General features: G+C 64.8%; 22 protein-coding genes. 14 read left to right on the top strand and 8 right to left on the bottom strand.

All coding sequences use genetic code 11. The features are described from left to right. Positions 1–26: 26 nt before the first annotated feature. The 7 genes from ychF to KPL81_RS10800 all read right to left on the bottom strand — a co-directional run bounded on the left by ychF (position 27) and on the right by KPL81_RS10800 (position 6,845). Positions 27–1,118, bottom strand: a complete 1,092-nt coding sequence (gene ychF / locus KPL81_RS10830) for a redox-regulated ATPase YchF (RefSeq protein ID WP_219792000.1) — start codon at positions 1,116–1,118, stop codon at positions 27–29. A 117-nt stretch (positions 1,119–1,235) separates the two neighbouring features. After that, positions 1,236–1,817 (bottom strand): aminoacyl-tRNA hydrolase, encoded by a 582-nt coding sequence (pth, locus tag KPL81_RS10825; protein WP_209473111.1) that lies wholly within the window; start codon positions 1,815–1,817, stop codon positions 1,236–1,238. Between the two features lie 84 nt (positions 1,818–1,901). Beyond that, the gene (locus KPL81_RS10820) at positions 1,902–2,546 is read right to left on the bottom strand and encodes a 50S ribosomal protein L25/general stress protein Ctc (RefSeq protein ID WP_219791998.1); all 645 of its coding nucleotides are present in this window, start codon (positions 2,544–2,546) and stop codon (positions 1,902–1,904) included. 120 nt (positions 2,547–2,666) lie between these two features. Then, complete coding sequence (locus KPL81_RS10815; protein WP_010629229.1) at positions 2,667–3,608, bottom strand: ribose-phosphate pyrophosphokinase; 942 nt, start codon at positions 3,606–3,608, stop codon at positions 2,667–2,669. Positions 3,609–3,710: 102 nt separating this feature from the next. Further along, positions 3,711–4,559, bottom strand: coding sequence for a 4-(cytidine 5'-diphospho)-2-C-methyl-D-erythritol kinase (gene ispE, locus KPL81_RS10810; RefSeq protein ID WP_209473107.1), 849 nt, complete (start codon positions 4,557–4,559; stop codon positions 3,711–3,713). Positions 4,560–4,563: 4 nt separating this feature from the next. Beyond that, on the bottom strand, positions 4,564–5,184 hold the full coding sequence (lolB, locus tag KPL81_RS10805) for a lipoprotein insertase outer membrane protein LolB (RefSeq protein ID WP_219791996.1): 621 nt from the start codon (positions 5,182–5,184) through the stop codon (positions 4,564–4,566). A gap of 26 nt (positions 5,185–5,210) precedes the next feature. Beyond that, positions 5,211–6,845 (bottom strand): tetratricopeptide repeat protein, encoded by a 1,635-nt coding sequence (locus KPL81_RS10800; protein WP_240549169.1) that lies wholly within the window; start codon positions 6,843–6,845, stop codon positions 5,211–5,213. 350 nt (positions 6,846–7,195) lie between these two features. Here KPL81_RS10800 and hemA point away from each other — a divergent pair, with 350 nt between their 5' ends. The 13 genes from hemA to KPL81_RS10735 all read left to right on the top strand — a co-directional run bounded on the left by hemA (position 7,196) and on the right by KPL81_RS10735 (position 21,126). Next, on the top strand, positions 7,196–8,461 hold the full coding sequence (hemA, locus tag KPL81_RS10795) for a glutamyl-tRNA reductase (RefSeq protein ID WP_219791995.1): 1,266 nt from the start codon (positions 7,196–7,198) through the stop codon (positions 8,459–8,461). A gap of 11 nt (positions 8,462–8,472) precedes the next feature. Continuing rightward, the gene (gene prfA, locus KPL81_RS10790; RefSeq protein WP_209473101.1) at positions 8,473–9,561 is read left to right on the top strand and encodes a peptide chain release factor 1; all 1,089 of its coding nucleotides are present in this window, start codon (positions 8,473–8,475) and stop codon (positions 9,559–9,561) included. After that, entirely contained in the window at positions 9,561–10,397 is an 837-nt protein-coding gene (gene prmC / locus KPL81_RS10785; RefSeq protein WP_219791993.1) for a peptide chain release factor N(5)-glutamine methyltransferase, read from the top strand. The genes prfA and prmC overlap by 1 nt, the downstream gene beginning before the upstream one ends. 188 nt (positions 10,398–10,585) lie before the next feature. Further along, a complete protein-coding gene (locus KPL81_RS10780) occupies positions 10,586–11,086 on the top strand; it encodes a winged helix-turn-helix transcriptional regulator (RefSeq protein WP_209473097.1) in 501 nt (166 codons plus the stop codon). 5 nt (positions 11,087–11,091) lie between these two features. Further along, positions 11,092–11,841 (top strand): HesA/MoeB/ThiF family protein, encoded by a 750-nt coding sequence (locus KPL81_RS10775; RefSeq protein WP_219792208.1) that lies wholly within the window; start codon positions 11,092–11,094, stop codon positions 11,839–11,841. Positions 11,842–12,076: 235 nt separating this feature from the next. Further along, entirely contained in the window at positions 12,077–13,372 is a 1,296-nt protein-coding gene (locus KPL81_RS10770; protein ID WP_219791991.1) for an NAD(P)/FAD-dependent oxidoreductase, read from the top strand. A 38-nt stretch (positions 13,373–13,410) separates the two neighbouring features. Next, positions 13,411–14,757, top strand: a complete 1,347-nt coding sequence (locus tag KPL81_RS10765; RefSeq protein WP_219791989.1) for a glutamine synthetase family protein — start codon at positions 13,411–13,413, stop codon at positions 14,755–14,757. Between the two features lie 67 nt (positions 14,758–14,824). Beyond that, a complete protein-coding gene (locus KPL81_RS10760) occupies positions 14,825–15,925 on the top strand; it encodes a polyamine ABC transporter substrate-binding protein (RefSeq protein WP_219791987.1) in 1,101 nt (366 codons plus the stop codon). 263 nt (positions 15,926–16,188) lie between these two features. Further along, positions 16,189–17,265, top strand: coding sequence for an ABC transporter ATP-binding protein (locus KPL81_RS10755; RefSeq protein WP_422674128.1), 1,077 nt, complete (start codon positions 16,189–16,191; stop codon positions 17,263–17,265). Positions 17,266–17,286: 21 nt separating this feature from the next. After that, positions 17,287–18,195 carry an ABC transporter permease subunit gene (locus KPL81_RS10750; RefSeq protein WP_219791983.1) on the top strand — a complete coding sequence of 303 codons (909 nt, stop codon included), beginning with the start codon at positions 17,287–17,289 and terminating at the stop codon, positions 18,193–18,195. 2 nt (positions 18,196–18,197) lie between these two features. Next, entirely contained in the window at positions 18,198–19,034 is an 837-nt protein-coding gene (locus KPL81_RS10745; RefSeq protein ID WP_240549168.1) for an ABC transporter permease subunit, read from the top strand. A 26-nt stretch (positions 19,035–19,060) separates the two neighbouring features. Next, positions 19,061–20,353 (top strand): NAD(P)/FAD-dependent oxidoreductase, encoded by a 1,293-nt coding sequence (locus tag KPL81_RS10740; RefSeq protein WP_219791981.1) that lies wholly within the window; start codon positions 19,061–19,063, stop codon positions 20,351–20,353. 197 nt (positions 20,354–20,550) lie between these two features. Continuing rightward, entirely contained in the window at positions 20,551–21,126 is a 576-nt protein-coding gene (locus KPL81_RS10735; protein ID WP_209473085.1) for a glycine zipper 2TM domain-containing protein, read from the top strand. Between the two features lie 75 nt (positions 21,127–21,201). On the opposite strand, the gene KPL81_RS10730 is transcribed toward KPL81_RS10735, so the two are convergent. Beyond that, complete coding sequence (locus KPL81_RS10730; protein WP_219791979.1) at positions 21,202–22,578, bottom strand: glutamine synthetase family protein; 1,377 nt, start codon at positions 22,576–22,578, stop codon at positions 21,202–21,204. A gap of 232 nt (positions 22,579–22,810) precedes the next feature. Between KPL81_RS10730 and KPL81_RS10725 the strand changes: the two genes are divergently transcribed. Beyond that, positions 22,811–23,578 carry a gamma-glutamyl-gamma-aminobutyrate hydrolase family protein gene (locus KPL81_RS10725; RefSeq protein WP_219791977.1) on the top strand — a complete coding sequence of 256 codons (768 nt, stop codon included), beginning with the start codon at positions 22,811–22,813 and terminating at the stop codon, positions 23,576–23,578. The last annotated feature ends 13 nt before the right edge of the window (positions 23,579–23,591 follow it).

Below are 23,591 nucleotides of genomic sequence, written 5' to 3'. Positions count from 1 at the left end.
TCACTCCCGCCAGGTCAAGGCACTGGTTACACATTGAAGCGGAAGTGAATGACGTCGCCATCCTGGACCACGTATTCCTTGCCTTCGAGGCGCCACTTGCCGGCGTCCTTGGCGCTTTGCTCGCCGCCCAGGGCGACGAAGTCGTCGTAGGCGATCACTTCGGCACGGATGAAACCCTTCTGGAAGTCGGTGTGGATCACGCCCGCTGCCTCGGGGGCCGTGGCGCCGATCTTGACCGTCCAGGCGCGCACCTCCTTGACGCCCGCGGTGAAATAGGTCTGCAGGCCGAGCAGCTTGTAGCCGGCACGGATCACCCGATCGAGCCCTGGCTCCTCCATGCCCATCTCGTCGAGGAACATGGCGCGCTCCTCATCGTCGAGCTCGGCAATCTCGGCCTCGAGCTGGTTGCATACCGGCACCACCACGGCGCCTTCCTCGGCGGCGATCTCGTTTACCACGTCGAGATAGGGGTTGTTGTCGAAGCCGTCCTCGTTGACGTTGGCGATGTACATGGTCGGCTTGAGGGTAAGAAAGCCGAAGCTCTTGAGCTGGCGCTTTTCGTCATCGTCGAGACCGAAGCTGCGCAGCGGTTGGCCTTCGGCCAGGTGCGGCTGGATGCGGTCGAGGATCGCCTTGGTGGCGATGGCTTCCTTGTCGCCGCCCTTGACCACGCGAACCAGTCGCTGGATGGCGCGCTCGACGGTGTCGAGGTCGGCCAACGCCAGCTCCAGGTTGATGGTCTCGATGTCGGCGCGTGGATCGACCTGGTTGGCGACATGGATGACGTTGTCGTTGTCGAAGCAGCGCACCACATGGGCGATGGCCTGGGTCTCGCGGATGTTGGCCAGGAACTGGTTGCCGAGTCCCTCGCCCTTGGAAGCGCCCGCCACCAGGCCGGCGATGTCGACGAACTCCATGGTAGTGGGGATCACCTTCTGCGGTTTCACGATCTCGGCCAACTTGTCGAGGCGCGGATCGGGCATCGGCACGATGCCGACGTTGGGTTCGATGGTGCAGAAGGGAAAGTTCTCGGCATCGATGCCGGACTTGGTCAGGGCGTTGAAGAGGGTCGACTTGCCGACGTTGGGCAGGCCGACGATACCGCAGTTGAAACCCATGGGATCGTCCTGGAAAGCGTGTTCGCGTTTGGAAAGTGCTGGCTATTCTACCGTCGCTACGAGCTACGAGCTACGAGCTACGAGCTACGAGCTTGCTGCCCGAACCCGCCGAGACCGTCAGGCCTTGAAGCTGTGCAGCCGGCTCATGGCACGTGCCCATTCGCCTGTCATGACGAGCGGAAGCGTTGCCAGGCTCTCGTCGAGGGCCGCACCGATCGCTTCGAGTTCGCTCTTGCCCGGGCGGCCCAGCACATAGTTGGTCACCTGGCGTGAATCGCCGGGATGACCGATGCCGATGCGCAGGCGATTGAAGTCCTTGTCGCCCAGCGCACTGATGATGTCTCGCAGGCCGTTATGGCCGCCGTGCCCGCCTCCCTGCTTGTAGCGGGCGGTGCCGGGAGGGAGGTCGAGTTCGTCATGGGCCACCAGCAGTTCGCCAGGGGCGATCTTGAAGAACTGGCACAGCGCCGCCACGGCACCGCCGCTGCGGTTCATGAAGGTGGTGGGCTCGAGCAGATGGAGTTCCTGGCCGTCGAGCTGGACCTTGGCGTAAAGGCCGAGGAACTTCTTCTCCGTGCGCAGCTCGGTGCCGGCCTGGCGCGCCAGGATCTCGACCAGCCAGGCGCCGGCGTTGTGGCGCGTGGCGGCGTAGTTGTCACCAGGGTTGCCAAGCCCGATGATCGCCTTGACCTGGGGCATATGGGCCTCCAAACAAAAACAAGCGCCGTAGCGCTTGATCGGATGGGGAAGAGGGCCGCCCGAAGGCGGCCCCGGTGGCAGCGCTTACTCGGCGTTGCCTTCTTCGCCTTCCTCGCCTTCACTCTCGCCTTCGGCGGCCTCACTGCGGCCCTTCGGCTTGGTGATGCTCAGCACGGCGTTGTCGTGGTCGGCGCCGTGAGTCAGCTCGACCAGCGTGACACCGGCCGGCAGCTTGAGGTCGGAGAGGTGCAGGGTGGTGCCCATTTCGACATCGCTGATATCGACTTCGAGGAAGTCCGGCAGGTCCTTCGGCAGGCAGCTGATCTGCACCTCGTTGGAGAGGACGTGCAGCTCACCGCCCTGATCCTTGATGCCCTTGGACTTCTCCTCGCCCAGCACGTGCAGCGGCACGTTGATGGTGATCTCGTGCGTGGCGTCCACGCGCAGGAAATCGGCATGGGTGATCAGCGGCTTGTACGGGTGGCGCTGCAGGTCACGCACGACGACCTGCTCCTTCTTGCCGTCGATGACCAGATTGAGCACCGAGGAGAAGAAGGACTCGTCCTCGATGGCCTTGTAGAACGCGGCCTTCTCGACGGAGATCGGCTGGGGAGCCTGCTCGCCACCGTAGACGATGGCCGGCACTTCGAGGTTCGCACGACGCAGGCGGCGGCTCGCACCTTTCCCCAGGTCGTTACGAACGCTGGCATTCAGTGTGAAATCGGACATGGTATTGCCTCTTGCTGAAGGTAAGGGAGACGTGCGACCCGCGACCTGATCGCGACGTTCCCGAAAGCCCCGGGGGGCGCTACTCCGGCGCCACGTTCTTGCTGAGAATCGTTGAGAGCCTCAGTGGAACATGGCGCTGACGGATTCCTCGTTGCTGACACGACGGATCGCCTCGGCGATCAGCCCTGCCACGCTGAGCTGACGTATCTTGCCGCTGCGACGAGCGACGTCGGACAGCGGTATGGTATCGGTTACCACCACTTCATCGAGCACCGAGCCGGTGATGTTCTCGACCGCCGGGCCCGACAGGATCGGGTGGGTGGCGTAGGCCACCACGCGGCGTGCACCGTGATCCTTCAGTGCGTCGCCGGCCTTGCACAGGGTGCCGGCGGTATCGATCATGTCGTCCACCACCACGCAGGTGCGGTTCTCGATCTCGCCGATGATGTGCATCACCTGAGCCTGGTTGGCCTGGGGGCGGCGCTTGTCGATGATGGCGAGGTCGGCGTTGAGCTGCTTGGCGATAGCGCGGGCCCGCACCACGCCGCCTACGTCGGGCGATACCACGACCAAATCGTCATAGTTCTGGCGCTCGATGTCGTCGAGCAGGATCGGCGAACCGTAGACGTTGTCCACCGGCACGTCGAAGAAGCCCTGGATCTGGTCGGCGTGCAGGTCCATGGTCATCACCCGGTCGACGCCGGCCTTGACCATCATGTCGGCTACCACCTTGGCCGAGATCGGCACCCGGGCGGAGCGTACCCGGCGGTCCTGCCGGGCGTAGCCGAAGTACGGCACCACGGCAGTGATACGGGTGGCCGAGGCGCGCCGCAGCGCGTCCACCATCAGGATCAGCTCCATCAGGTTGTCGTTGGTCGGTGCGCAGGTGGACTGCAGAATGAAGACGTCCTTGCCGCGAACGTTCTCGTTGATCTCGACCGCGATCTCGCCATCGCTGAACTGCCCGACCGTGGCATTGCCCATCCGAGTGTCGAGACTCTCGGCGATCTTCTGGGCGAGTTCGGGGTTGGCATTCCCGGCAAAAACCATCAATTTTGACACGCGCATCCACCTATGCAGTGTTGGGGAGCCCTGTAGCGATGAACCAGGTTGCCGTGCGCGACGCCGTAGCGCTTTGGGGGCGGACGCACGCCGGCATCATGTTCAGTCACCTAGAGCAGCATGTAGCGGGGAGAGGTTCAGGCCGCGAGCAGTGAAAGCAGTATAGCGCTCCGGCAGGTCGGCCAATAGACGCCTCGCCGCGGCTTCCGTGTTCAGCCGAGCGAAGATGCAGGCACCGGTTCCCGTCAGCATGGCGGGTGCCCGGCTGCCAAGCCAGTCGAGGGCTTCGGCGACCTGCGGATAGAGTGACCGGACCGTCGGTTCGCAGTCGTTGTGCCAGCTGGGCGCTCCCCCCTGCAGTGCGCGCGCCATGGTAATCGGGGCGGTGTTACGTGTCAATTGCGCGGCCCCGAACACCGCGGCGGTGGCGACCTCGATACCGGGATGCACGACCAGGAACCATGGGGTATCAAGCGTGACCGGCGTGAGTCGCTCGCCTACGCCTTCGGCCCAGGCGGCATGGCCGCGTACGAACACCGGGACGTCGGCGCCGAGTCGCAGCCCGAGCGCGGCCAGCCGGTCGTGCGTTAGGCCGAGCTGCCATAGCCGGTCGAGGCCGAGCAGCGTGGTGGCGGCGTCGCTGCTGCCGCCACCGAGACCGCCGCCCATGGGCAGGCGCTTGGTCAGGTGGATATCGGCCCCCAGGGGGCAGCCGCTCTCCGCCTGCAGCAGCCGAGCTGCCCGCACGATCAGGTTGTCGCCGTCGGATACGCCCGGCAGGCCGGGCGTCAGGCGGATCTCGCCATCCTTCCTCAGCCGAAGACACAGCTCGTCGCCATGCTCGAGGAACTGGAACAGCGTCTGCAGCTCGTGATAGCCGTCGGCCCGGCGGCCGGTAATGTGCAGCATGCGGTTGAGCTTGGCCGGCGCCGGCAATTGGAGTTCGGTCATCGCTTCATTCGTCGATGCTCGGACGCCACTCGGTGACCACCAGCGTCACTTGAAGATCGTCGTATTCCATGACCATTCGGCGTGGCAGCCACAGCGACTCTACCTGGGTCCAGTCGCGATAGACGATCTGCCAGCCATCCTGTTCGAGTCGCAGGGGGAAGCCGCGTGCGTCCTCAGCCAATTGATAGCCGCTGTGATCGGCGGGCAGCCCGCGAATCCAGTCGGCCAGGGCGCTGACCGGCAGTGACCAGCCCAGCTGCTGCCGCATCAGGGCTTCGGGAGTCGGGGCTTCGAAACGCCCCTCGGCGTTGGTCAGGGTGAAGCGGCCCTCGCGACCCTCGAGCAGGTTGCGGCCGCTGCCGAAGGGGCCGCTGATCAGCATGCGGTAATAATGAGGGTGCTGGCTCCAGTCGAGGTTGGCGCTGGTCGTTTCCTGAGGCGTGCGCAATCCGGCTTTGCCAATCAGCGTCCAGGTGTCCAGGGCTTCCAGCCGCTCTTGCTGCGCCTGCCACTGATTGCTCGCGCGTTCGCCTTCCGGTGCCTTGCCCGGCGCAGCGCAGCCGGCCAGCAGCACAAGAGCGAGGCTCACGATAAACCAGCGTATCTCGAAAAAGGAGCGTCTCATGGCATCGTCTCGTTGACAGTGGATGGTCAGGGCGCCAGTTCGGGAATGCGTTCGAGGAGATCGTCGATGCGTGGGTGCTCGTCGTGTCGACGTAGCGCTTGTTCCACGACGCGCCGCGCCTCGTCCCGACGGTCGAGAACCCACAGCACCTCGGCCAGATGGGCGGCGATCTCCTGGTCGGGCATGCTGGCGTAGGCGCGTTCCAGCCACCCCAGCGCCTGCTCGGGATCGCCCAGTCGATAGTAGACCCAGCCCAGGCTGTCCATGATCGCCGGACTGCCGGGCTCGAGTGCATAGGCGCGTTCGAGGAGCTCGCGGGCTTCCTCCAGGCGCTCGGTGTCGTTGATGTCGGCCAGGGTGTAGCCCAGCGCGTTCAAGGCCGAGGCGTTCTCCGGGTTGGCTTCGATGATACGGCCCAGGTCACGCTCCATCCCTTCGAGGTCGCCACGCTCCCAGGTGCGCATCGCACGCAGATACAGCAGTGCCTCGTCATTGGGGGTGCGCGAGAGTTCGCGGTCGAGCAGGGCGTCGGCATCACCCTGGCGCCCGGCCTCGTCGAGCAGCTCCACCTCGAGAGCCACCAGTTCGCTGAAGTGCGATTCATGGCGCAGGCGCTCGATGCGCAGGAAGGCGCGGGCGTCGAGCAAGCGGTCGTCTTCGATCAGCATCTGAGCGGCGCGCGAGCGGGCGCGCAGAAAATCGCTGCCGGGAGCGACCTGGCGATAATAGAGCAGGGCGTTGTCCAGCTCGCCCTCCTCCTCGGCAATGGTGCCCATCAGATAAAAAGCCGCAGGTGGTGGGTCGTCGCTGCTGACCAGCGGCAGCAGCAGGCGTCGGGCTGCATCCAGGTGGCCGCCTTCCAGATAGAGACGGGCCAGCGAGATGTGCAGCTCCTGGTTGCCGACGTGCTCGTCCATCAGGGTGGAGGTGTGTCGTTCGGCGGCGGCCACGTTGCCCAGCATCAGCTCGGCCTGGGCCAGCAGCAGCAGGAAGCGCGGATCTCCCGGGGAGATCGCGAGACCGCGGCGTGCGGCTTCACGGGCCTGATGCGCATTGTCGGCTTCCAGCGCCAGCTGGGCGCGCGTCAGCCACAGGGCAGGCAGCTCCGAGTGATTGCGCTCGAGCCGAGTCAGGCGCCGCTCGGCCTGCTGACGCTGGCCCGTGGCCGCTTCGAGCGTTGCCATGGCCAGCACGGCATCGTGATAGTGGGGGTGAGTGCCGGCTTCGTTGCGGTCGAGATACTCTCCCAGCCGTTCGCGAAGCGGGAGCAGGTCCGTGCCGGATTCCAGCGCCAGTTCGGCGAAGAGGGCCAGCTCGGCATGCTGACCCTGCTCGGCCAGTGCCAGGCGTCGTTCGAGCGCCTGAGCCCAGTCGCCACGCTGCAAGGCCAGGCTGGCGAGCAGGCGCAGCGGTGCTTCCGCGCTCGGGTCGAGCTCGTGCCAGGTGCCAACGGCCTGTTCGAGCAGCAGAATATCGTTGCTGAAGCGTGCCGCCAGGGTACCGCGCTCCGCCAACGGCGTGGCTTTGTAGCGTTCGGCCATGGCCAGGTAGCCCAGCGTGGCGCGGCGATAGTCACCGCGCTGTCCCGCGAATTCGGCCGTCAGCAGCGTCGCCAGCCCCTCCGCGTCCAGTCCGTGCTCGATGGGGGGCGCCGATGCCATGGGGTCTTCTTGAGACATGGCTGAAGGAGAGGAGGTCAGGCTTTGACATCCGCCCAGCAGGGCGGTCAGGCCAAGCATTGCCAGTCCATGGCGTGAGGAGCGTATCAGCGTCGAGGGCATGCGTATCTCATCCGGTGTCCCGAGTTGCCAGCATACCGGCTAGCAGCCCAAGGGCAAAGGGATCGCTGCGTCGACGATGCGGCTCGACGAATGCGTTCCCTTGTCGTGCGTCAATTGCCGAGGCGGTGTGCCTGGCGCCGAGTTCGGAAGGCTGTGATAGAATGCAGCGCCGCAGAGACGATTTTTCATTTACGGTGCCGTTGCCGACATCACCCGAAGACGCTTAACGCATGACGCTTCTTGCCCTTGGAATCAACCACAGGACGGCCACGGTCGCAGTGCGCGAGCGGGTCGCCTTCACCCCGGCTCAGCTCGAGTCGGCGTTGGCCGAGTTGCGTCACCTGCCCCAGGTGCACGAAGCGGCGGTGCTCTCGACCTGCAACCGCACGGAGCTCTATTGCGTTACCGAACCGAGCGGCGAGCGTACCATTCTCGACTGGTTGAGCCACTTCCATGGGTTGGCGCTCGAAGAGCTGACACCCTGCGCCTATCACTATCTCGACAACGATGCCGCGCGTCACTTGATGCGCGTTGCAGTGGGGCTGGATTCGATGGTGCTGGGGGAGCCTCAGATACTCGGTCAGCTCAAGGAGGCCTACCAGTCGGCACGTCAGGCGAGCGGGTTGGGCGGCGAGCTGGAGCTGCTGTTCCAGCACACCTTTGCGGTGGCCAAGCAGGTGCGTACGCGCACCGGCATCGGCCAGAACCCGGTGTCGGTGGCCTACGCCGCAGTGAGCCTGGCAAGCCGTATCTTCGAGGACTTCGGTCGTTCGCGGGCACTGCTGATCGGTGCCGGCGAGACCATCGAGCTGGTGGCGCGTCATCTTCGCGAGGCCGGCGTGCGCGACATGATCGTCGCCAATCGTACGCGTGAGCGTGCCGAGGTGCTGGCGGGCGAATTCAATGCCGAAGCGATCTCGCTCAACGAGATACCCGATGCCCTGGCGCGTTCCGACATCGTCATTTCGTCGACCGCCGCACCGTTGCCGATTCTGGGTAAGGGCATGGCGGAGCGGGCGCTGAAGAAGCGCCGCCACCGGCCGATCTTCATGGTCGACATCGCCGTGCCGCGGGACATCGAGCCCGAGGTCGGTGATCTGGATGACATTTTTCTCTACACCGTCGATGACCTCAACGAGGTGATCCAGGAGAATCGGCGTCACCGTCAAGCGGCCGCCGACCAGGCGGAAGCACTGATCGAGCATGGCGTACACGTCTGGCTGCACGAACGGCGCATCCGCAGCAGCGGAGAGCTGATCCGGCGCTATCGCGACCAGGCGGCCGAGCTGCGCGAGTATTCCGAGCGTCAGGCGCTGGCAAAGCTGGCTCGCGGGGAGGACCCTGAGGAGGTGATACGCCTGCTGGCGCACCAGCTCACCAATCGCCTGCTGCATCGGCCCACGGTAGCCCTGCGTGAGGCATCCGGCGGCGAGCGACGTGATCTGCTCATCGCCGCCGAGGCGCTGCTGCTGAATTCCCCATCAACGAAACCCTGACAGGACACGCCATGAAAGCGACCCTGCGCCAGCGTCTCGATGGCTTCGTCGAGCGCTTCGAGGAGCTCGCCGCCTTGCTGGCGGAGCCCGAGGTGATCAGCGATCAGCCTCGCTTCCGCGACTATTCCCGTGAGTATGCCGAACTCGAGGCGTTGGCCGAGGCCTGGCGCGATTACCTGGCGACCGAGCGCGAGCTGGAAGACGCCGCGTTGCTGGCCGACGACAGCGATGCCGAGATGCGCGAGCTGGCCCAGATGGAGCTGGAGGAGGGGCGGGAACGGCTGGAGACACTTGAGGCACGGCTCAAGCAGCTGCTGGTGCCGCGTGATCCCGATGACGGTCGCAACGTCTTTCTGGAGGTTCGCGCCGGTACCGGTGGCGACGAAGCAGCACTGTTCGCCGGCGACCTGTTCCGCATGTACTCGCGCTATGCCGAGAAGCGGGGCTGGAAGGTCGAGGTGATCAGCGCCAGTCATGGGGAGCAGGGCGGCTACAAGGAGATCATCTCGCGGGTCAAGGGCGATGGGGTCTATGCCCGGCTCAAGTTCGAGTCCGGCGCGCACCGCGTCCAGCGGGTGCCTGCCACGGAGTCCCAGGGGCGCATCCATACCTCGGCCTGTACCGTAGCGGTGATGCCGGAGGCCGATGAAGTGGGCGATGTCACCATCAATCCCGCCGACCTGCGGGTGGATACGTTCCGCTCCAGCGGTGCCGGCGGCCAGCACGTCAACACCACCGACTCGGCGATTCGCATCACCCACCTGCCGAGCGGGGTGGTGGTCGAGTGCCAGGAGGAGCGCAGCCAGCACAAGAACCGGGCCAAGGCCATGTCGTTGCTGGCCGCGCGCCTCAAGCAGAGCGCCGTGGAGAGCCATCAGCGCGAGCGGGCCGACACGCGCCGCAGTTTGGTCGGGTCGGGGGATCGCAGCGAGCGCATTCGCACCTACAACTTCCCCCAGGGCCGGCTCACCGACCACCGCATCAACCTGACGCTCTATAAGCTTGGTGAGGTGATGACCGGCGAACTCGACGAAGTCCTCGATCCGCTGATCCAAGAGCACCAGGCCGAGCAGCTGGCGGCGCTGCAGCAGGAGGCCTGATGCGCCTCGACGCCCTGGTGGCGTGGGCTAGCAAGCGGTTGGCTGGGGCGGGCTCGCCCACGCCGCGGCTCGATGCCGAAGTGTTGCTGTGTCATGTATTGGGCGTCGAGCGTACCTGGCTCTATACCTGGGGCGACCGGCCCGCGACGAGCTACGCGCGGGCTCGCTTCGAAGCCCTGGTGGCGGCACGCGCAGCGGGACATCCGGTGGCCTACCTGACCGGCGTGCGCGAGTTCTGGGGGCTGGCCCTGGCCACCTCGCGGCACACCCTGATTCCCCGGCCCGACACCGAGACCCTGGTGGAAGTGCTGCTCGAACTGGCGTCTGAGCCGTCGGGTCGGCTGCTCGATCTGGGCACCGGGACCGGCGCCATCGCACTGGCCTTCGCCAGCGAGCGGCCCGGTTGGGAGGCGCTCGGCGTCGACCGGGTGCCCGAGGCCGTGGCGCTGGCCGAGTCCAATGCGGGTCGGTTGGGCATCGCCAATGCGCGCTTCCTTCACAGTGACTGGTTCACTGCCCTGGCGGAGGAGCGCTTCGCGCTTGTCGCGGCCAACCCGCCTTATATCGACGCCAAGGATCCGCACCTGGCACAGGGCGACGTGCGCTTCGAGCCCAGCAGCGCCCTGGTCGCGGCGGAGGCCGGGCTGGCCGACCTGCGTCATCTCGCCGAGCGTGGCATGGCCCACCTGTCGGCCGGGGGCTGGCTGGTGCTGGAGCATGGGCACGACCAGGCGGCAGCCGTTCGCCGCCTGCTGGAGGCCTACGGTTATGTCGCGATAGCCAGCCGACGGGACCTGGGCGGACAGGAGCGGGTCACGTTCGGGCGGCAGCCGTAGCAACGTTGAGGAGGCGTATTGGAGGGGTGGTGGTCGCTGTGGTACATCTGTTCAGGAAATAATTCCAAATGTCGGCATGTTTGTGCGACCGAACACCAGCACTACGCCTGAATGCCGCGCTTTTTCAGGTCGATTTGCTGACATGGCGACGCTTCACTCACTCTCATTCGGCTTTCCACGACACCATAATGAAAACCAAGACCCGCTCGCTCGATCGTATCGATCTCAAGATCCTGCGCTGCCTGCAGGACAACGCCCGTATCTCCTACGTCGACCTGGCCGCCCAGGTCGGACTCTCCACCACACCCTGCCTGGAGCGCGTAAAGCGCCTCGAAAAGTCCGGTGTCATCAAAGGCTACAAGGCGATACTCAACCCTCGTTCGCTCAAGGCCAATCTGTTGGTGTTCGTCGAGATCAGCCTCGAGACGCAGTCGCCGGCCGTGTTCGACGAATTCCGCCGTGCCGTCTCCCGCTTGCCACAGATCCAGGAGTGTCATCTGGTCTCGGGGCAGTTCGACTACATTCTCAAGTGCCGGATTCCCGAGATGTCCGCCTATCGCCAGCTGCTCGGCGACGTGGTGCTGACCCTTCCCGGCGTCAAGGAGTCGAAGAGCTACGTGGTGATGGAAGAGGTCAAGGAGGAATTCTCGCTTTACGTCCCCGACATCGACGAACTCGAAGGCAAATAATGGCCATGAACGACGAGGCGCTGCTGCGCTACAGCCGGCAGATCATGCTGGAGGCGATCGACATCGACGGGCAGGAGCGCCTGCTGGCTTCGCGCGTGCTGGTGGTGGGTGCCGGCGGACTGGGCTCGCCGGTGGCGCTCTACCTGGCCGCCGCCGGTGTGGGTCACTTGGTCCTGGCCGACGCCGACGAGGTGGAACTCTCCAACCTGCAGCGCCAGATCGCCCATGGCATGGACGATCTGGGGCGCAACAAGGCGCGCTCTGCCCGTGATTCCGCCGCGGCGCTCAACCCCGGGTGCGACATCCGCGTGATCGAGGCGCATCTCGATGAGGCCGCGCTCGATGCCACCGTGCGCCAGGTCGATCTGGTACTCGACTGTACCGACCGCTTCTCCAGCCGCTATGCCATCAATGCCGCCTGTCAGCGCGCCGGTGTACCGCTGGTGTCCGGGGCGGCGATCCGGTTCTCCGGCCAACTGGCGGTGTTCGATTCGCGCGATGCCGCTTCGCCCTGCTATGCCTGCCTCTATCCCCCGGGGGAGGGCGGTGACGAGGAGCTGCGCTGTGCCGAAAGCGGGGTGGTGGCGCCGTTGGTGGGGTTGATCGGCTGTTTTCAGGCGCTGGAAGCGGTCAAGCTGCTCAGCGGCGCCGGAACGCCGCACAGGGGGCTTTCCACCTTTGACGGCCTCTCCGGGCAGTGGCGTCACTTCCAGGTGCCGCGCGATCCGAACTGTCCGGTATGTGCCGCACGCTGAGCTCGGGTGATGGTTATTATTTTACAAACGGAATTGGCCGTCATAGTGAGAAAACCCAATTCGGCTGCGCTATTTCTCAATTTAATGCTGTTTTTAAAAGATTTTTTAAAGACCTGCTTGGGTTGGGTAAAGGCTGGTATGTCAATTTCGTTATTGAATACTTGACAGCCCCTGTCGGTATGGTGCCAGACTAGTCGAACCCGATGTCCCGGTGTACCGCTTCAGGAAACGCAGTATGACCACTGCCGCCCAGACCGACAGACCCGCCTCCTACTATCGCGACTCGATCGCGGTGCGTCTCGATCAGATATGTCCACCGCTCGCCGGCCAGCGGCGTGTCGACGTGTGCGTGATCGGTGGCGGTATCACCGGCTGTTCCGCCGCGCTCCACCTGGCCGAGCGTGGCTATTCGGTAGCGCTGCTGGAGGCTCGCGAGATCGGCTTCGGCGCCTCCGGGCGCAGCGGAGGGCAGATTCTTCCCGGTCTGGGGACCGATATCGCCACCGTAGCGCAGGCGCTTGGCCGCGAGCGTGCCCGGGAGGTGTGGGAGATGAGTCGCGAGGCGGTGCGCCTCACGGCCGAGCTCATCGAGCGCCACGCCATTCCCTGCGACCTCGCCTGGGGCTATCTGCATGCCGCAGTCAAGCCGCGCCACGTGCGTGGCCTGCGCGAGATGCAGGAGAGCCTGGCGCGGGACTACGGCTACACGGCGCTCGAGTGGCTGGAAGGTGGGGCGCTGCGTGAGCGAGTCGTCACCGACGCCTATCCCGGCGCCCTTCTCGAGCACGAGGGGGGGCACCTGCATCCGCTCAATTATACCTTGGGCCTGGCACGGGCGGCCCAGCGGGCGGGCGTTGCGATTCACGAGCACAGCCCCGCCCTGGCCGTACGTCGCGGCCAGCCGGCTACGGTGGTGACGGCCCAGGGGGAGGTCACGGCCGATTTCGTGGTGGTTGGCGCCAATGCCTACCTGGGGCAACTGCTGCCGGAGCTGGATGGGCGCGTCATGCGTGCGGCCAACTATATCATCGCCACCGAACCCCTGGGTGAAGCGCGGGCGGCTCAAGTCCTGCCGTGCAACGATGCGCTGTCCGATGCCAATTTCGTGCTCGACTACTATCGTCTCTCGTCCGACAGGCGGCTGATCTATGGCGGGGAGGTCAGCTACGATGGCCGCGAGCCACGGGGTTTGCAGCAGCGCATGGACGCCAAGATCGCACGCTTGTTTCCGGCCCTCGACGGGGTACGTATCGACTACCGCTGGGGTGGTGACGTGGCGATCACGCTCAACCGTGCGCCGGACTTCGGCCGCCTTGGCAGCAACGTCTACTATGCCCAGGGCTATTCGGGGCACGGCATGGCGCTGGCCGGGCTGGCCGGAAAGCTGCTTGGCGAAGCCATTGCCGGTCAGAGCGAACGTTTCGATCTCTTTGCCGCCATGCCCCATCGCCGCTTTCCCGGCGGCGAGCGCCTGCGCACGCCGCTGCTGGTACTGGCCACCACTTTTTACAAGCTGCGCGACCGACTATAACGAACGTGACGCCCGGGACGGGCTGCAATGAGGTTCCCATGAAAGACCTGGAAAGCTGGCTGAAGGAGCGACGCATCACCGAGGTGGAGTGCCTGGTCAGCGATATCACCGGTATTGCCCGCGGCAAGATTACGCCGGTGTCGAAGTTCATGGCCGAAAAGGGAATGCGGCTGCCCGAGAGCGTGCTGCTGCAGACCGTGACCGGTGACTACGTCGAGGACGATCTCTATTACTCACTGCTCGACCCCGCTGATATCGACATGCTCTGCCGACCCGATATCTCCGCGGTCTATCCGGTACCCTGGGCGCTGGAGCCTACCGCCCAGGTGATCCACGATTGCTACGACAAGATGGGCAACCCCATCGAACTCTCCTCCCGCAACCAGCTCAAGCGGGTGCTGGCGCTCTACGCCGAGCAGGGCTGGAAGCCGGTGGTGGCACCCGAGATGGAGTTCTACCTCACCAAGCGCTGCGAGGACCCCGACCTGCCGCTGCTGCCGCCCATCGGCCGCAGCGGGCGCCAGGAAACCGGTCGGCAGTCGTTCTCGATCGATGCGGCCAACGAGTTCGATCCGCTGTTCGAGGACATGTATGACTGGTGCGAGGTTCAGGGCCTCGACATCGATACCCTGATCCACGAGGAGGGGACCGCCCAGATGGAGATCAACTTCCGTCACGGCGACCCTCTGATGCTGGCCGACCAGGTCTTCCTGTTCAAGCGCACCCTGCGCGAGGCGGCGCTCAAGCACGACGTGGTGGCGACCTTCATGGCCAAGCCGATCACCAACGAGCCCGGCAGCGCCATGCATATCCATCAGAGTGTGCTGGATGCCACGACCGGCAAGAGCGTGTTTGCCAACGAGGACGGCTCCATGAGCCAGCTGTTCCTGCACCATATCGGCGGCATGCAGCGCTTCATTCCCGAGGCGCTGCCGCTGATGGCGCCCAACGTCAATTCCTTCCGCCGTTTCCTGCCCGACACCTCGGCGCCGGTCAACGTCGAGTGGGGCGAGGAGAACCGCACCTGCGGGCTCAGGGTGCCGGACTCTTCACCGCAGAACCGGCGAATCGAGAACCGCCTGCCCGGCGCCGACGCCAACGCCTATCTCGCCATTGCGGGAAGCTTGCTGTGTGGTTACCTCGGTATGATGCAGCAGCTCAACCCCTCCGCGCCGGTGCAGGGCCGAGCCTTCGAGCGTCGCAACCTGCGCCTGCCGTTCACCCTCGAGCAGGCCCTGGAGCGGATGGAGAACTGCAGCGAGCTGGAGCGCTACATGGGACATCGCTTCGTGACCGGCTACGTGGCAGTCAAGCGGGTGGAGAACGAGAACTTCAAGAAAGTCATCAGCTCGTGGGAGAGGGAGTTCCTGCTGTTGAGCGTTTAGTGGGAAGAATGACCGGCCAGCTGCTGTGGTCGGGCCGACGACAACAATGCGAACAAGAGGTGTCATCATGTCATGTAAACGCAAGCTGACTCAGGCCGTAGCGCTGTGCTCACTGACCATCGCCGCTGCCGCCCAGGCCAATGAGGTGCGCGTCTACAACTGGTCGGACTACATTGCGCCGGACACGCTGGAAAAGTTCACCGAGGCCACCGGCATCGAGGTGATCTACGACGTCTACGACAGCAATGAGGTGCTCGACGCCGCCATGCTCTCTGGGCGCTCCGGCTATGACGTGGTGGTGCCCTCCAACCACTACCTGACCCGCCAGATCAGCGCCGGGGTCTACATGGAGCTGGATCACGACAAGATCCCCAACATGGAGAACCTCAACCCCGAACTGATGGAGCAACTGGAGTCGATCGACCCGGGCAGCCAGTATTCGATTCCCTACATGTGGGGCACCAACGGCATCGGCTACAACGTCGAGCGAGTCACCGAGATCCTCGGCGAGGACGCGCCGCTGGATTCCTGGGCGCTGATCTTCGATCCCGAGGTGACCGCGGCACTGAACGAGGGCGGTTGCGGTATCGCCATGCTCGATTCGGGCGACGAGATGCTCTCGCCGGCCATGGCTTATCTGGGGCTTTCACCAAAGTCCGAAGAAAGAGAAGATCTTGAGGCGGCCGGCGATCTGATCGCCGCGGTGCGCGACAACATCACCTACTTCCACTCGTCGCGCTACATCTCCGACCTTGCCAACGGCGATATCTGCGTGGCGGCGGGCTATTCCGGCGACATCTTCCAGGCCGCCGACCGCGCCGAGGAGGCCGGGCGAGACTTTACCATCGAATACGCCATACCCAAGGAGGGCGCGGCGCTGTGGTTCGACATGATGGCGATTCCGGCCGACGCGCCCAACCCGGACAATGCCCACGCCTTCATCAACTTCATCCTCGAGCCCGAGATCGCTGCCGACATCACCGAGTATGTGGTCTACGCCAACCCCAATATCGCCGCCAACGAGTATCTCGACCCGGAGATCCTCAACGACCCGGCCGTCTACCCCGACCAGGAGGTGATGGATAACCTCTACGTTGCCGAGGAGAAGCCGCTGGCCGTGCAGCGCATACGTACCCGCGTCTGGAACCGGGTGAAGTCCGGTATCTGACCCTCCCATGCCGGCCCTGCGGGGCCGGCATATAGACCTGAATTCGTCACGTACCCCTGGTGCCGCCACGCCCAGGTCGTCGGGCCCGGCCAGGCACCATTCGTGACGAGTTCCGCCTTCGCTTTCATCTCGTTTGCACAGGAGATGCTGTGATGCCTGAGACCCGGACCCCAGCGACGGAGCCACCGCGACGAACCGCCACGAGCATGGCTCAGGCCGAAGGGGCGCTCGGCAAGCCGCGCCCGGCCCGTCACGAAGACTTGATGGAGATTCGCCGCGTCAGCAAGCGCTTCGACGGCGTACTGGCGGTGGATGATGTCAGCCTGTCGATTCGTCGCGGCGAGATCTTCGCCCTGTTGGGCGGCTCCGGCTCGGGCAAGTCGACGTTGCTGCGCATGCTGGCAGGCTTCGAGAAGCCCAGCGAAGGTCAGATCGTGCTCGATGGGGAAGATATCACCGCCATGCCGCCCTACGAGCGGCCGATCAACATGATGTTCCAGTCCTACGCGCTGTTTCCGCACATGACGGTGGCGCAGAATATCGCCTTCGGCCTCAAGCAGGACAAGCTGCCTCGACGCGAGATTGACGAGCGTGTGGCCGAGATGCTCAAGCTGGTGCACATGGAGGCCTACGCCCGACGCAAGCCGCACCAGCTCTCCGGCGGCCAGCGGCAGCGCGTGGCACTGGCCCGGTCGCTGGCCAAGCGACCCAAGCTGCTGCTCCTCGATGAGCCGATGGGGGCGCTGGACAAGAAGCTGCGCACCGAGATGCAGCTCGAGGTGGTGCAGATCCTGGAGCGTGTCGGCGTCACCTGCATCATGGTTACCCACGACCAGGAGGAGGCCATGACCATGGCCGACCGCGTGGCGATCATGGCCGATGGCTGGATCGCCCAGGTGGGAACGCCGATGGACGTCTACGAGAGCCCAGCCAACCGCATGGTGGCCGAGTTCGTGGGTACGGTGAACCTGTTCGAGGGCGAGATCGTCGTCGATGAAACCGACCACTGCATCATCGAGAGCCCCGCGCTCGGCCGCTCGATTCGCATCGGTCACGGTGTCAGCACCCAGGCCGACGAGCGTCGGGTGTGGGTGGCGGTGCGTCCGGAAAAGACCTGGCTGACCCGCGAACGTCCGTCGGGCGAAACCAACTGGGCGGCCGGTATCGTCGAGGACATCGCCTACCTCGGCGGCTTTTCGGTCTACTACGTGAGGTTGGAGGGCGGCCACCTGGTCAAGGCCAGCATGACCAATACCGAGCGCCGCGGCGACCGGCCGCGCTGGGACGAGCCGGTATTCGTTCACTGGGACGACCAGAGCGCCGTCATTCTGCACGACTGATCGAGACGCCGGGAGATCCGCATGACTCACGTAACCGCTCGCCTGCGGCGACTGCTCAAGCCCGGCCGTGGCTGGATCATCGCCGTCCCGCTAATGTGGCTGACCCTATTCTTCCTGCTGCCGTTCGGCATCGTACTCAAGATCAGCCTCTCCGAGGCTGCCATCTCGATACCGCCTTACGGCCCTATCTTCGACTATGCCAACCAGACGCTTAACGTCATCGTGACGTTCGGCAACTACCTGTTCCTGGCCACCGACACGCTGTATGTCTCGGCCTATTGGGGCTCGGTGAAGATAGCCCTGCTGGCCACCGTGCTGTGCCTCGCGCTCGGTTATCCCATGGCCTATGCCATGGCCCGCGCTCCGGCCCGCTGGCAGCTGGTATTGCTGCTGCTGGTGATGCTGCCGTCGTGGACCTCGTTCCTGATTCGCGTCTATGCCTGGATGGGTATCCTCAGCAACAACGGCTTGATCAACAACCTGCTGATTTGGGCGGGGTTGATCGATTCGCCGATTCGCATGCTCAACACCAACTTCGCCGTGATTCTGGGAATCGTCTATGCCTACCTGCCGTTCATGGTGCTGCCGCTCTATGCCAACCTGACCCGGCTCGACACCTCGCTGCTGGAGGCGGCCTCGGACCTCGGCTCGCGCAAGTTCAACACCTTTCTCACCGTGACGCTGCCGCTATCGAAGGGCGGCATCATCGCCGGCTCGATGCTGGTGTTCATCCCGGCGGTGGGGGAGTACGTGATCCCGGAGCTGCTGGGCGGGCCCAATACGGTAATGATCGGCAAGGTGCTGTGGGAAGAGTTCTTCCACAACCGTGACTGGCCGGTGGCTTCGGCACTGGCGATGGTGATGCTGGCGATCCTAATCGTGCCCATCGCCCTGTTCCACCGCTACCAGTCCCGTGAGCTGGAGGAGTGACCATGCGCAAGCCATCCTTCACCACCGTGATGCTGATCGTCGGGCTCGTCTTCCTCTACCTGCCGATGCTCATCCTGGTGATCTACTCCTTCAATTCGTCGCGTCTGGTCACCGTATGGGCGGGCTTCTCGGCGCACTGGTATGTCGAACTGTTTCGTGACGAGCAGATCCTCTCGGCCATATGGACCAGCCTGCGCATCGCCTTCTTTTCCGCCTCCATGGCGGTGTGCCTGGGCACGCTGGCCGCCTTCGTGATGGTGCGCTTCGCCCGTTTCCGCGGCAAGACGGCGCTCTCCAGCATGGTCACTGCGCCGCTGGTGATGCCCGAGGTGATCACCGGTCTGTCGCTGCTGCTGCTGTTCGTGCACATGGCGCAGCTGATCGGCTGGCCAGCGGACCGCGGCATGGTCACCATCTGGATTGCCCACACCACCTTCTGCAGCGCCTATGTGGCGGTGGTGGTGGCCTCACGTCTGCGCGAGGTGGACCTGTCGATCGAGGAGGCGGCCATGGACTTGGGGGCCCGCCCGGTGCGTACTTTCTTCCAGATCACCCTACCGGTGATTGCGCCGGCGCTGGCGGCGGGATGGCTGCTGGCTTTCACCCTGTCGCTCGACGATCTGGTGATCGCCAGCTTCGTCTCCGGTCCCGGTGCGACCACGCTGCCGATGGTGGTGTTCTCTTCGGTGCGCCTTGGCGTCTCGCCCAAGATCAACGCCCTGGCCACGCTGATCATCCTGGCGGTATCGCTGGCCACCTTCATCGCCTGGTACCTGATGCGGCGCAGCGAGGCAAGGCGGCGGCAGGCGATGTTGCAGGATATGACGGCAGGAAGATAATTTTTTTCGTTGAGCATGAGGTAGTTATGTCGATCCAAGCCAATGCCGAGCATGTGGCGTCCTACTATGCTGCCACAGCCCACCCCGTGCCGGAGCGCCCCGCCCTGGTCGGCGACATCGAGTGCGAGGTGTGCGTGGTGGGGGCGGGCTTCACCGGTATCTCGGCGGCCCTGCACTTGGCCGAGCAGGGGTTGGAGGTGGTCGTGCTCGAGGCCGCCCGCGTCGGCTTCGGCGCTTCCGGGCGCAACGGCGGCCAGATCGTCAATAGCTACAGCCGCGATATGGACGTGATCGAGGCCAGGTACGGTGCCGGCACCGCGCGGGCCTTGGGCGATATGGCCTTCGAGGGCAATCGCATCATTCGTGATCGTATCGCCGGCTACGAGATCGCCTGCGACCTGAAGCAGGGCAACCTGTTCGCTGCCTGCAACCGCAAGCAGCTCGAGGGGTTGCGCGAGCACAAGGCGCTATGGGAGCGCTATGGCAACCGTCAGCTGGAACTGCTGGAGGGCGAGGCCTACCGGCGCGAGATCGGCAGCGAACGCTATGTCGGTGCACTGGTGGATCATTCCGGTGGCCACCTGCATCCGCTCAATCTGGTATTGGGCGAGGCCGCTGCGTTCGAGTCGCTGGGCGGCAAGATCCATGAGCAATCCCCTGTGCTCGAGGTGCGTCACGGTGAGAGCGTCACGCTGCGTACGCCGAGTGGCAGCGTGACTGCACGGCGCGTGGTGATGGCCGGCAACGCCTACCTGCAGGGCATCTTGCCGGAGCTGGAGGGCAAGTCGATGCCCTGTGGTACGCAGATCATCACCACCGAGCCGCTGCCAGAGGCGCTGCGTCGCGAGCTGATCCCTCACGACATGGCGGTGGAGGATTGCAACTACCTGCTCGACTATTATCGCTTCACCGCCGACGGCCGCCTGCTCTACGGTGGCGGGGTCAACTACGGCGGCCAGGATCCGGCGGATATTGCCGCGGTGATTCGTCCCAAGATGCTCAAGACCTTTCCGCAGCTGGCCGATGCGCGCATTGACTTCGCCTGGAGCGGCAACTTCCTGATGACGCTCAATCGATTGCCGCAGTTCGGTCGCCTTAACGACAATGTCTATTATGCACAGGGCTACTCGGGGCACGGGGTAACCTGCTCGCACCTGGCCGGCAAGTTGATCGCCGAAGTGATGCGCGGCGAGGGCGAGCGATTCGAGGCCTTTGCCGGCCTGCCGCACCTGCCGTTCCCCGGTGGGCGATTGCTGCGCGTGCCGCTCTCGGCGCTCGGAGCATGGTACTACGCCACGCGGGACCGGCTCGGCTGGTGAGGTGTCGCCAGCGGCGGACAACGGGGCAGAAAATGTGAAAGCCGTTGCGTCGCGCTTAACGTCTCCCTACCGCTGCGTATACTGAAGTCATTCCCGGGCGGCATGGAGTGCCGCTCGTCACGTCTCTTCTCTTGCACATCGTATCGAGCCGAGCCTTATAAGCCCGGGGCGGCATATCGCCCTGCAGGAGGAGCGTGATGAACAAGTCGATCGTGATCGGAGCGACGCTGAGCGTATTGGGACTGGGTGGCCTGGGCTACGGCGCCTGGCAGGTACAGCAAGCGCCCAGGGAGAGCGGGCCGCAGTTCGCCGAGGTTGTGGCGGTGCAGCCGGTGACGCGCAGCGTCGAGACGCCGCGCGAGGTGTGTGAGGACGTGGTGGTCCAACAGCAAGCCCAGGCGCCCAGCCGCGATCCCCATCGCATCGCCGGTACGGCAGCGGGGGCCGTGATTGGTGGCTTGCTCGGCAACCAGGTCGGTGGCGGCAGTGGCAAGACCCTAGCCACCGTGGCGGGGGTGGTGGGCGGCGGCTTTGCCGGGCGCGAGATCCAGGGGCGTATCGAGGCCAACCAGACCCAGACCTACACCACCACGCAGCGCCAGTGCCACACCGTCATGGATACCCGGGAGGAAACCGTCGGCTATGACGTCACCTGGCGCCACGGCGACCTTACCGAGGTGTCCCGCCTGGACCATCAGCCGCAGGGTGATCGCGTGCTGCTCGAGGAAGGGCAGCCACGTTGGGACCTCCCGCTGGCCACCAGCGATGGTTGATCACTCTTCCTCGTGTCGCCCCGGCTTCGGTCGGGGCGCTGTTATTTGCTCCGCCCCCGTGAGAGTGCGCGCTCGTCAAACGTGACGCAGGTACCAGGCGTACTCCAGCTGGCTCACCGTCTGCATGGCTTGTTCACGCTCGGCGCGCCGGTTGGCAGCGAAAACGTGAACGAACTCGCGGCCCAGGGCGCTCTTGAGCGGCTCGCAGGCTTCCAGCAGGTCGATCGCCTGTTGCCAACTATTGGTCAAAGAGGGCTCGAACTGCTCATAGGCGTTACCCTCGACGGGCGCAGGCGGCGTCAACTGTTCCGCGATGCCGTGCTCGACGCTTGCCAGCAGGACGGCTAGCAGCAGGTACGGATTGACATCGGCCCCGGCGACCCGGTGCTCGATACGGCGTGCGTCGTTGTTGCCGGAGGGGATGCGTAGGGCCACCGAGCGATTGTCGAATCCCCAGGTCGGGGCCATGGGGACATAGAGCCCCGGCTGGAAGCGCCGGAACGAATTGAGGTTGGGCGCAAAGATGGCCATCGAGGCCGGCATCAGCTCCAGTAGTCCCGCCACGGCCCAGTGGAGCGTTTGGCTGCCGAGGAGATCGCCGTTGTCGGCGGCGAAGACATTGCGGTCGCTGGCATCGAGCATGCTGAGGTGCACGTGGGTGCCGTTACCTGCCTCGAGGCCGTAGGGCTTGGCCATGAACGTGGCCTCGAAGCCGTGATTCAGCGCCACGCCCTTGACCAGTCGCTTCAGCAGGACGGCACTGTCACACGCTCTGAGTGCATCGTTGCAATGGCCGAGGGTGATCTCGAACTGGCCCGGCGCGCACTCCTTGAGCGCCGTGTCGAGCGGCAGGTTCTGGAGCTCTGCCGCCCGCTGCACGTCTTCCAGGAAAGCCGCATACTCGTCGAGCTCATCGATGGAGTAGAGCTGGCTCTGGCTAGCGCGCTCGCCGTTGCGCGGTGAACGCGGTGGCTGTATCCGCCCCTCTGGGGTGCGCTCGCGGTCGAGCAGATAGAACTCCATCTCCACTGCCGCCACCGGCGTCAGGCCCCGCTCCTGCAGTCGCTGTAACTGTCGTGACAACACCTGGCGCGGGTCGGCGAAGAAGGGCGAGTCGTCGGGCTCGACCATGGTCATCAGCACTTGGCCCTGGCGGCCATTGCGCAGCCAAGGCGATGGCAACAGCGTGCCCTCGAGGGGGCGACAGATCCGGTCTCCGTCTCCGCTGGCGAGGCCGAGGCCGGTCGCCTCGATGGTATGGCCGTTGATGTCCAGGGCGAAGACCGAGGCCGGCAGGTTGATGCCGTCATGGCAGACCTTGTCCAGCTTGTCGCGCGGGATGCGCTTGCCGCGCATGACACCGTTGAGATCGCTGATCAGCAGATCGATGCTGTCGATGTCTGGATGGCGCGCGAGAAACTCCCGGGCCTGGTCGGCGCTGAGCGGCGGCATGGGGCACCTGTCACTGTCGCTGGTTCGTCATTAATGCCTATCTTTCGTTGACGAGCCTGTGTTGTCAAATCTTTTACGGATTGTCGGTGCGGATTGCTGATGCTTCTCCGCAAAAATGCCTTGTATGTGTAGCTTGAGCAAGGGGCGGTGGGGCCGGGGGTGGATTTTTTTGCCTCGATGGTGGAAAGTTTAATCAACACAGTTCTGCCAGCCTGATTTCGAGGAGGCCGCCATGCCGAGCCGACCCCTGGTGGGCGTCATCGCCTGTCGCCGAGAGGTGGAGGGCCACCCTGCCCACGTAGTGACCGACAAGTACCTGAGTGCACTGCGCTCCTATGGCCTGGCGCCGGTGGTGCTGCCGGTCTGGCAGGATGCCGTGGACGGCGACCTGCTCGCGCATCTGGACGGTCTGCTATTGACCGGCAGCTACTCCAACGTCGATCCCGCCCGCTACGGTGCAAAGCGCGCACGGGAGAACACCCGCGACGACCTGCACCGCGATGCTGCCGCGCTGGCCTGGATACCCGCCGCCATTCGTCAGGGCCTGCCGCTGCTGGGGATCTGTCGCGGCTTCCAGGAGCTCAACGTAGCCTACGGCGGCACGCTGCACCAGGCGGTGCAGAACGTGCCCGGCCTTGCCGACCACCGCGAGCCAGAAGCCGACTACGCGACCCGCTATGCGCCTGCGCATGACATCGAGGTTTGCGCCGGAGGCCGCCTGGCAGCGCTGTACACCGAGCCGTATGCAACGGTCAACTCGCTGCACCAGCAGGGTATCGATCGCCTGGGTGACGGGTTGAAAGTGGAGGCGACGGCGCCGGACGGGCTGATCGAGGCGATATCGGTGGTCGCAGCCCCGGCCTTCGCCCTGGCGGTTCAGTGGCACCCCGAATGGCGTACACAGGAGCATCCGCTCTATCACGCTCTGTTCGAGGTCTTCGCCGCTGCCTGTCGTGCTCATCTTGCCGACCGCGCCGTTGCCGAGTCGCTATCCATCTGAGCAGGAGAATACC

The sequence above is a fragment of the Billgrantia antri genome (assembly GCF_019430905.1).
Classification (GTDB): domain Bacteria; phylum Pseudomonadota; class Gammaproteobacteria; order Pseudomonadales; family Halomonadaceae; genus Halomonas; species Halomonas antri.
This window is presented reverse-complemented; position numbering and strand designations above follow the sequence as displayed.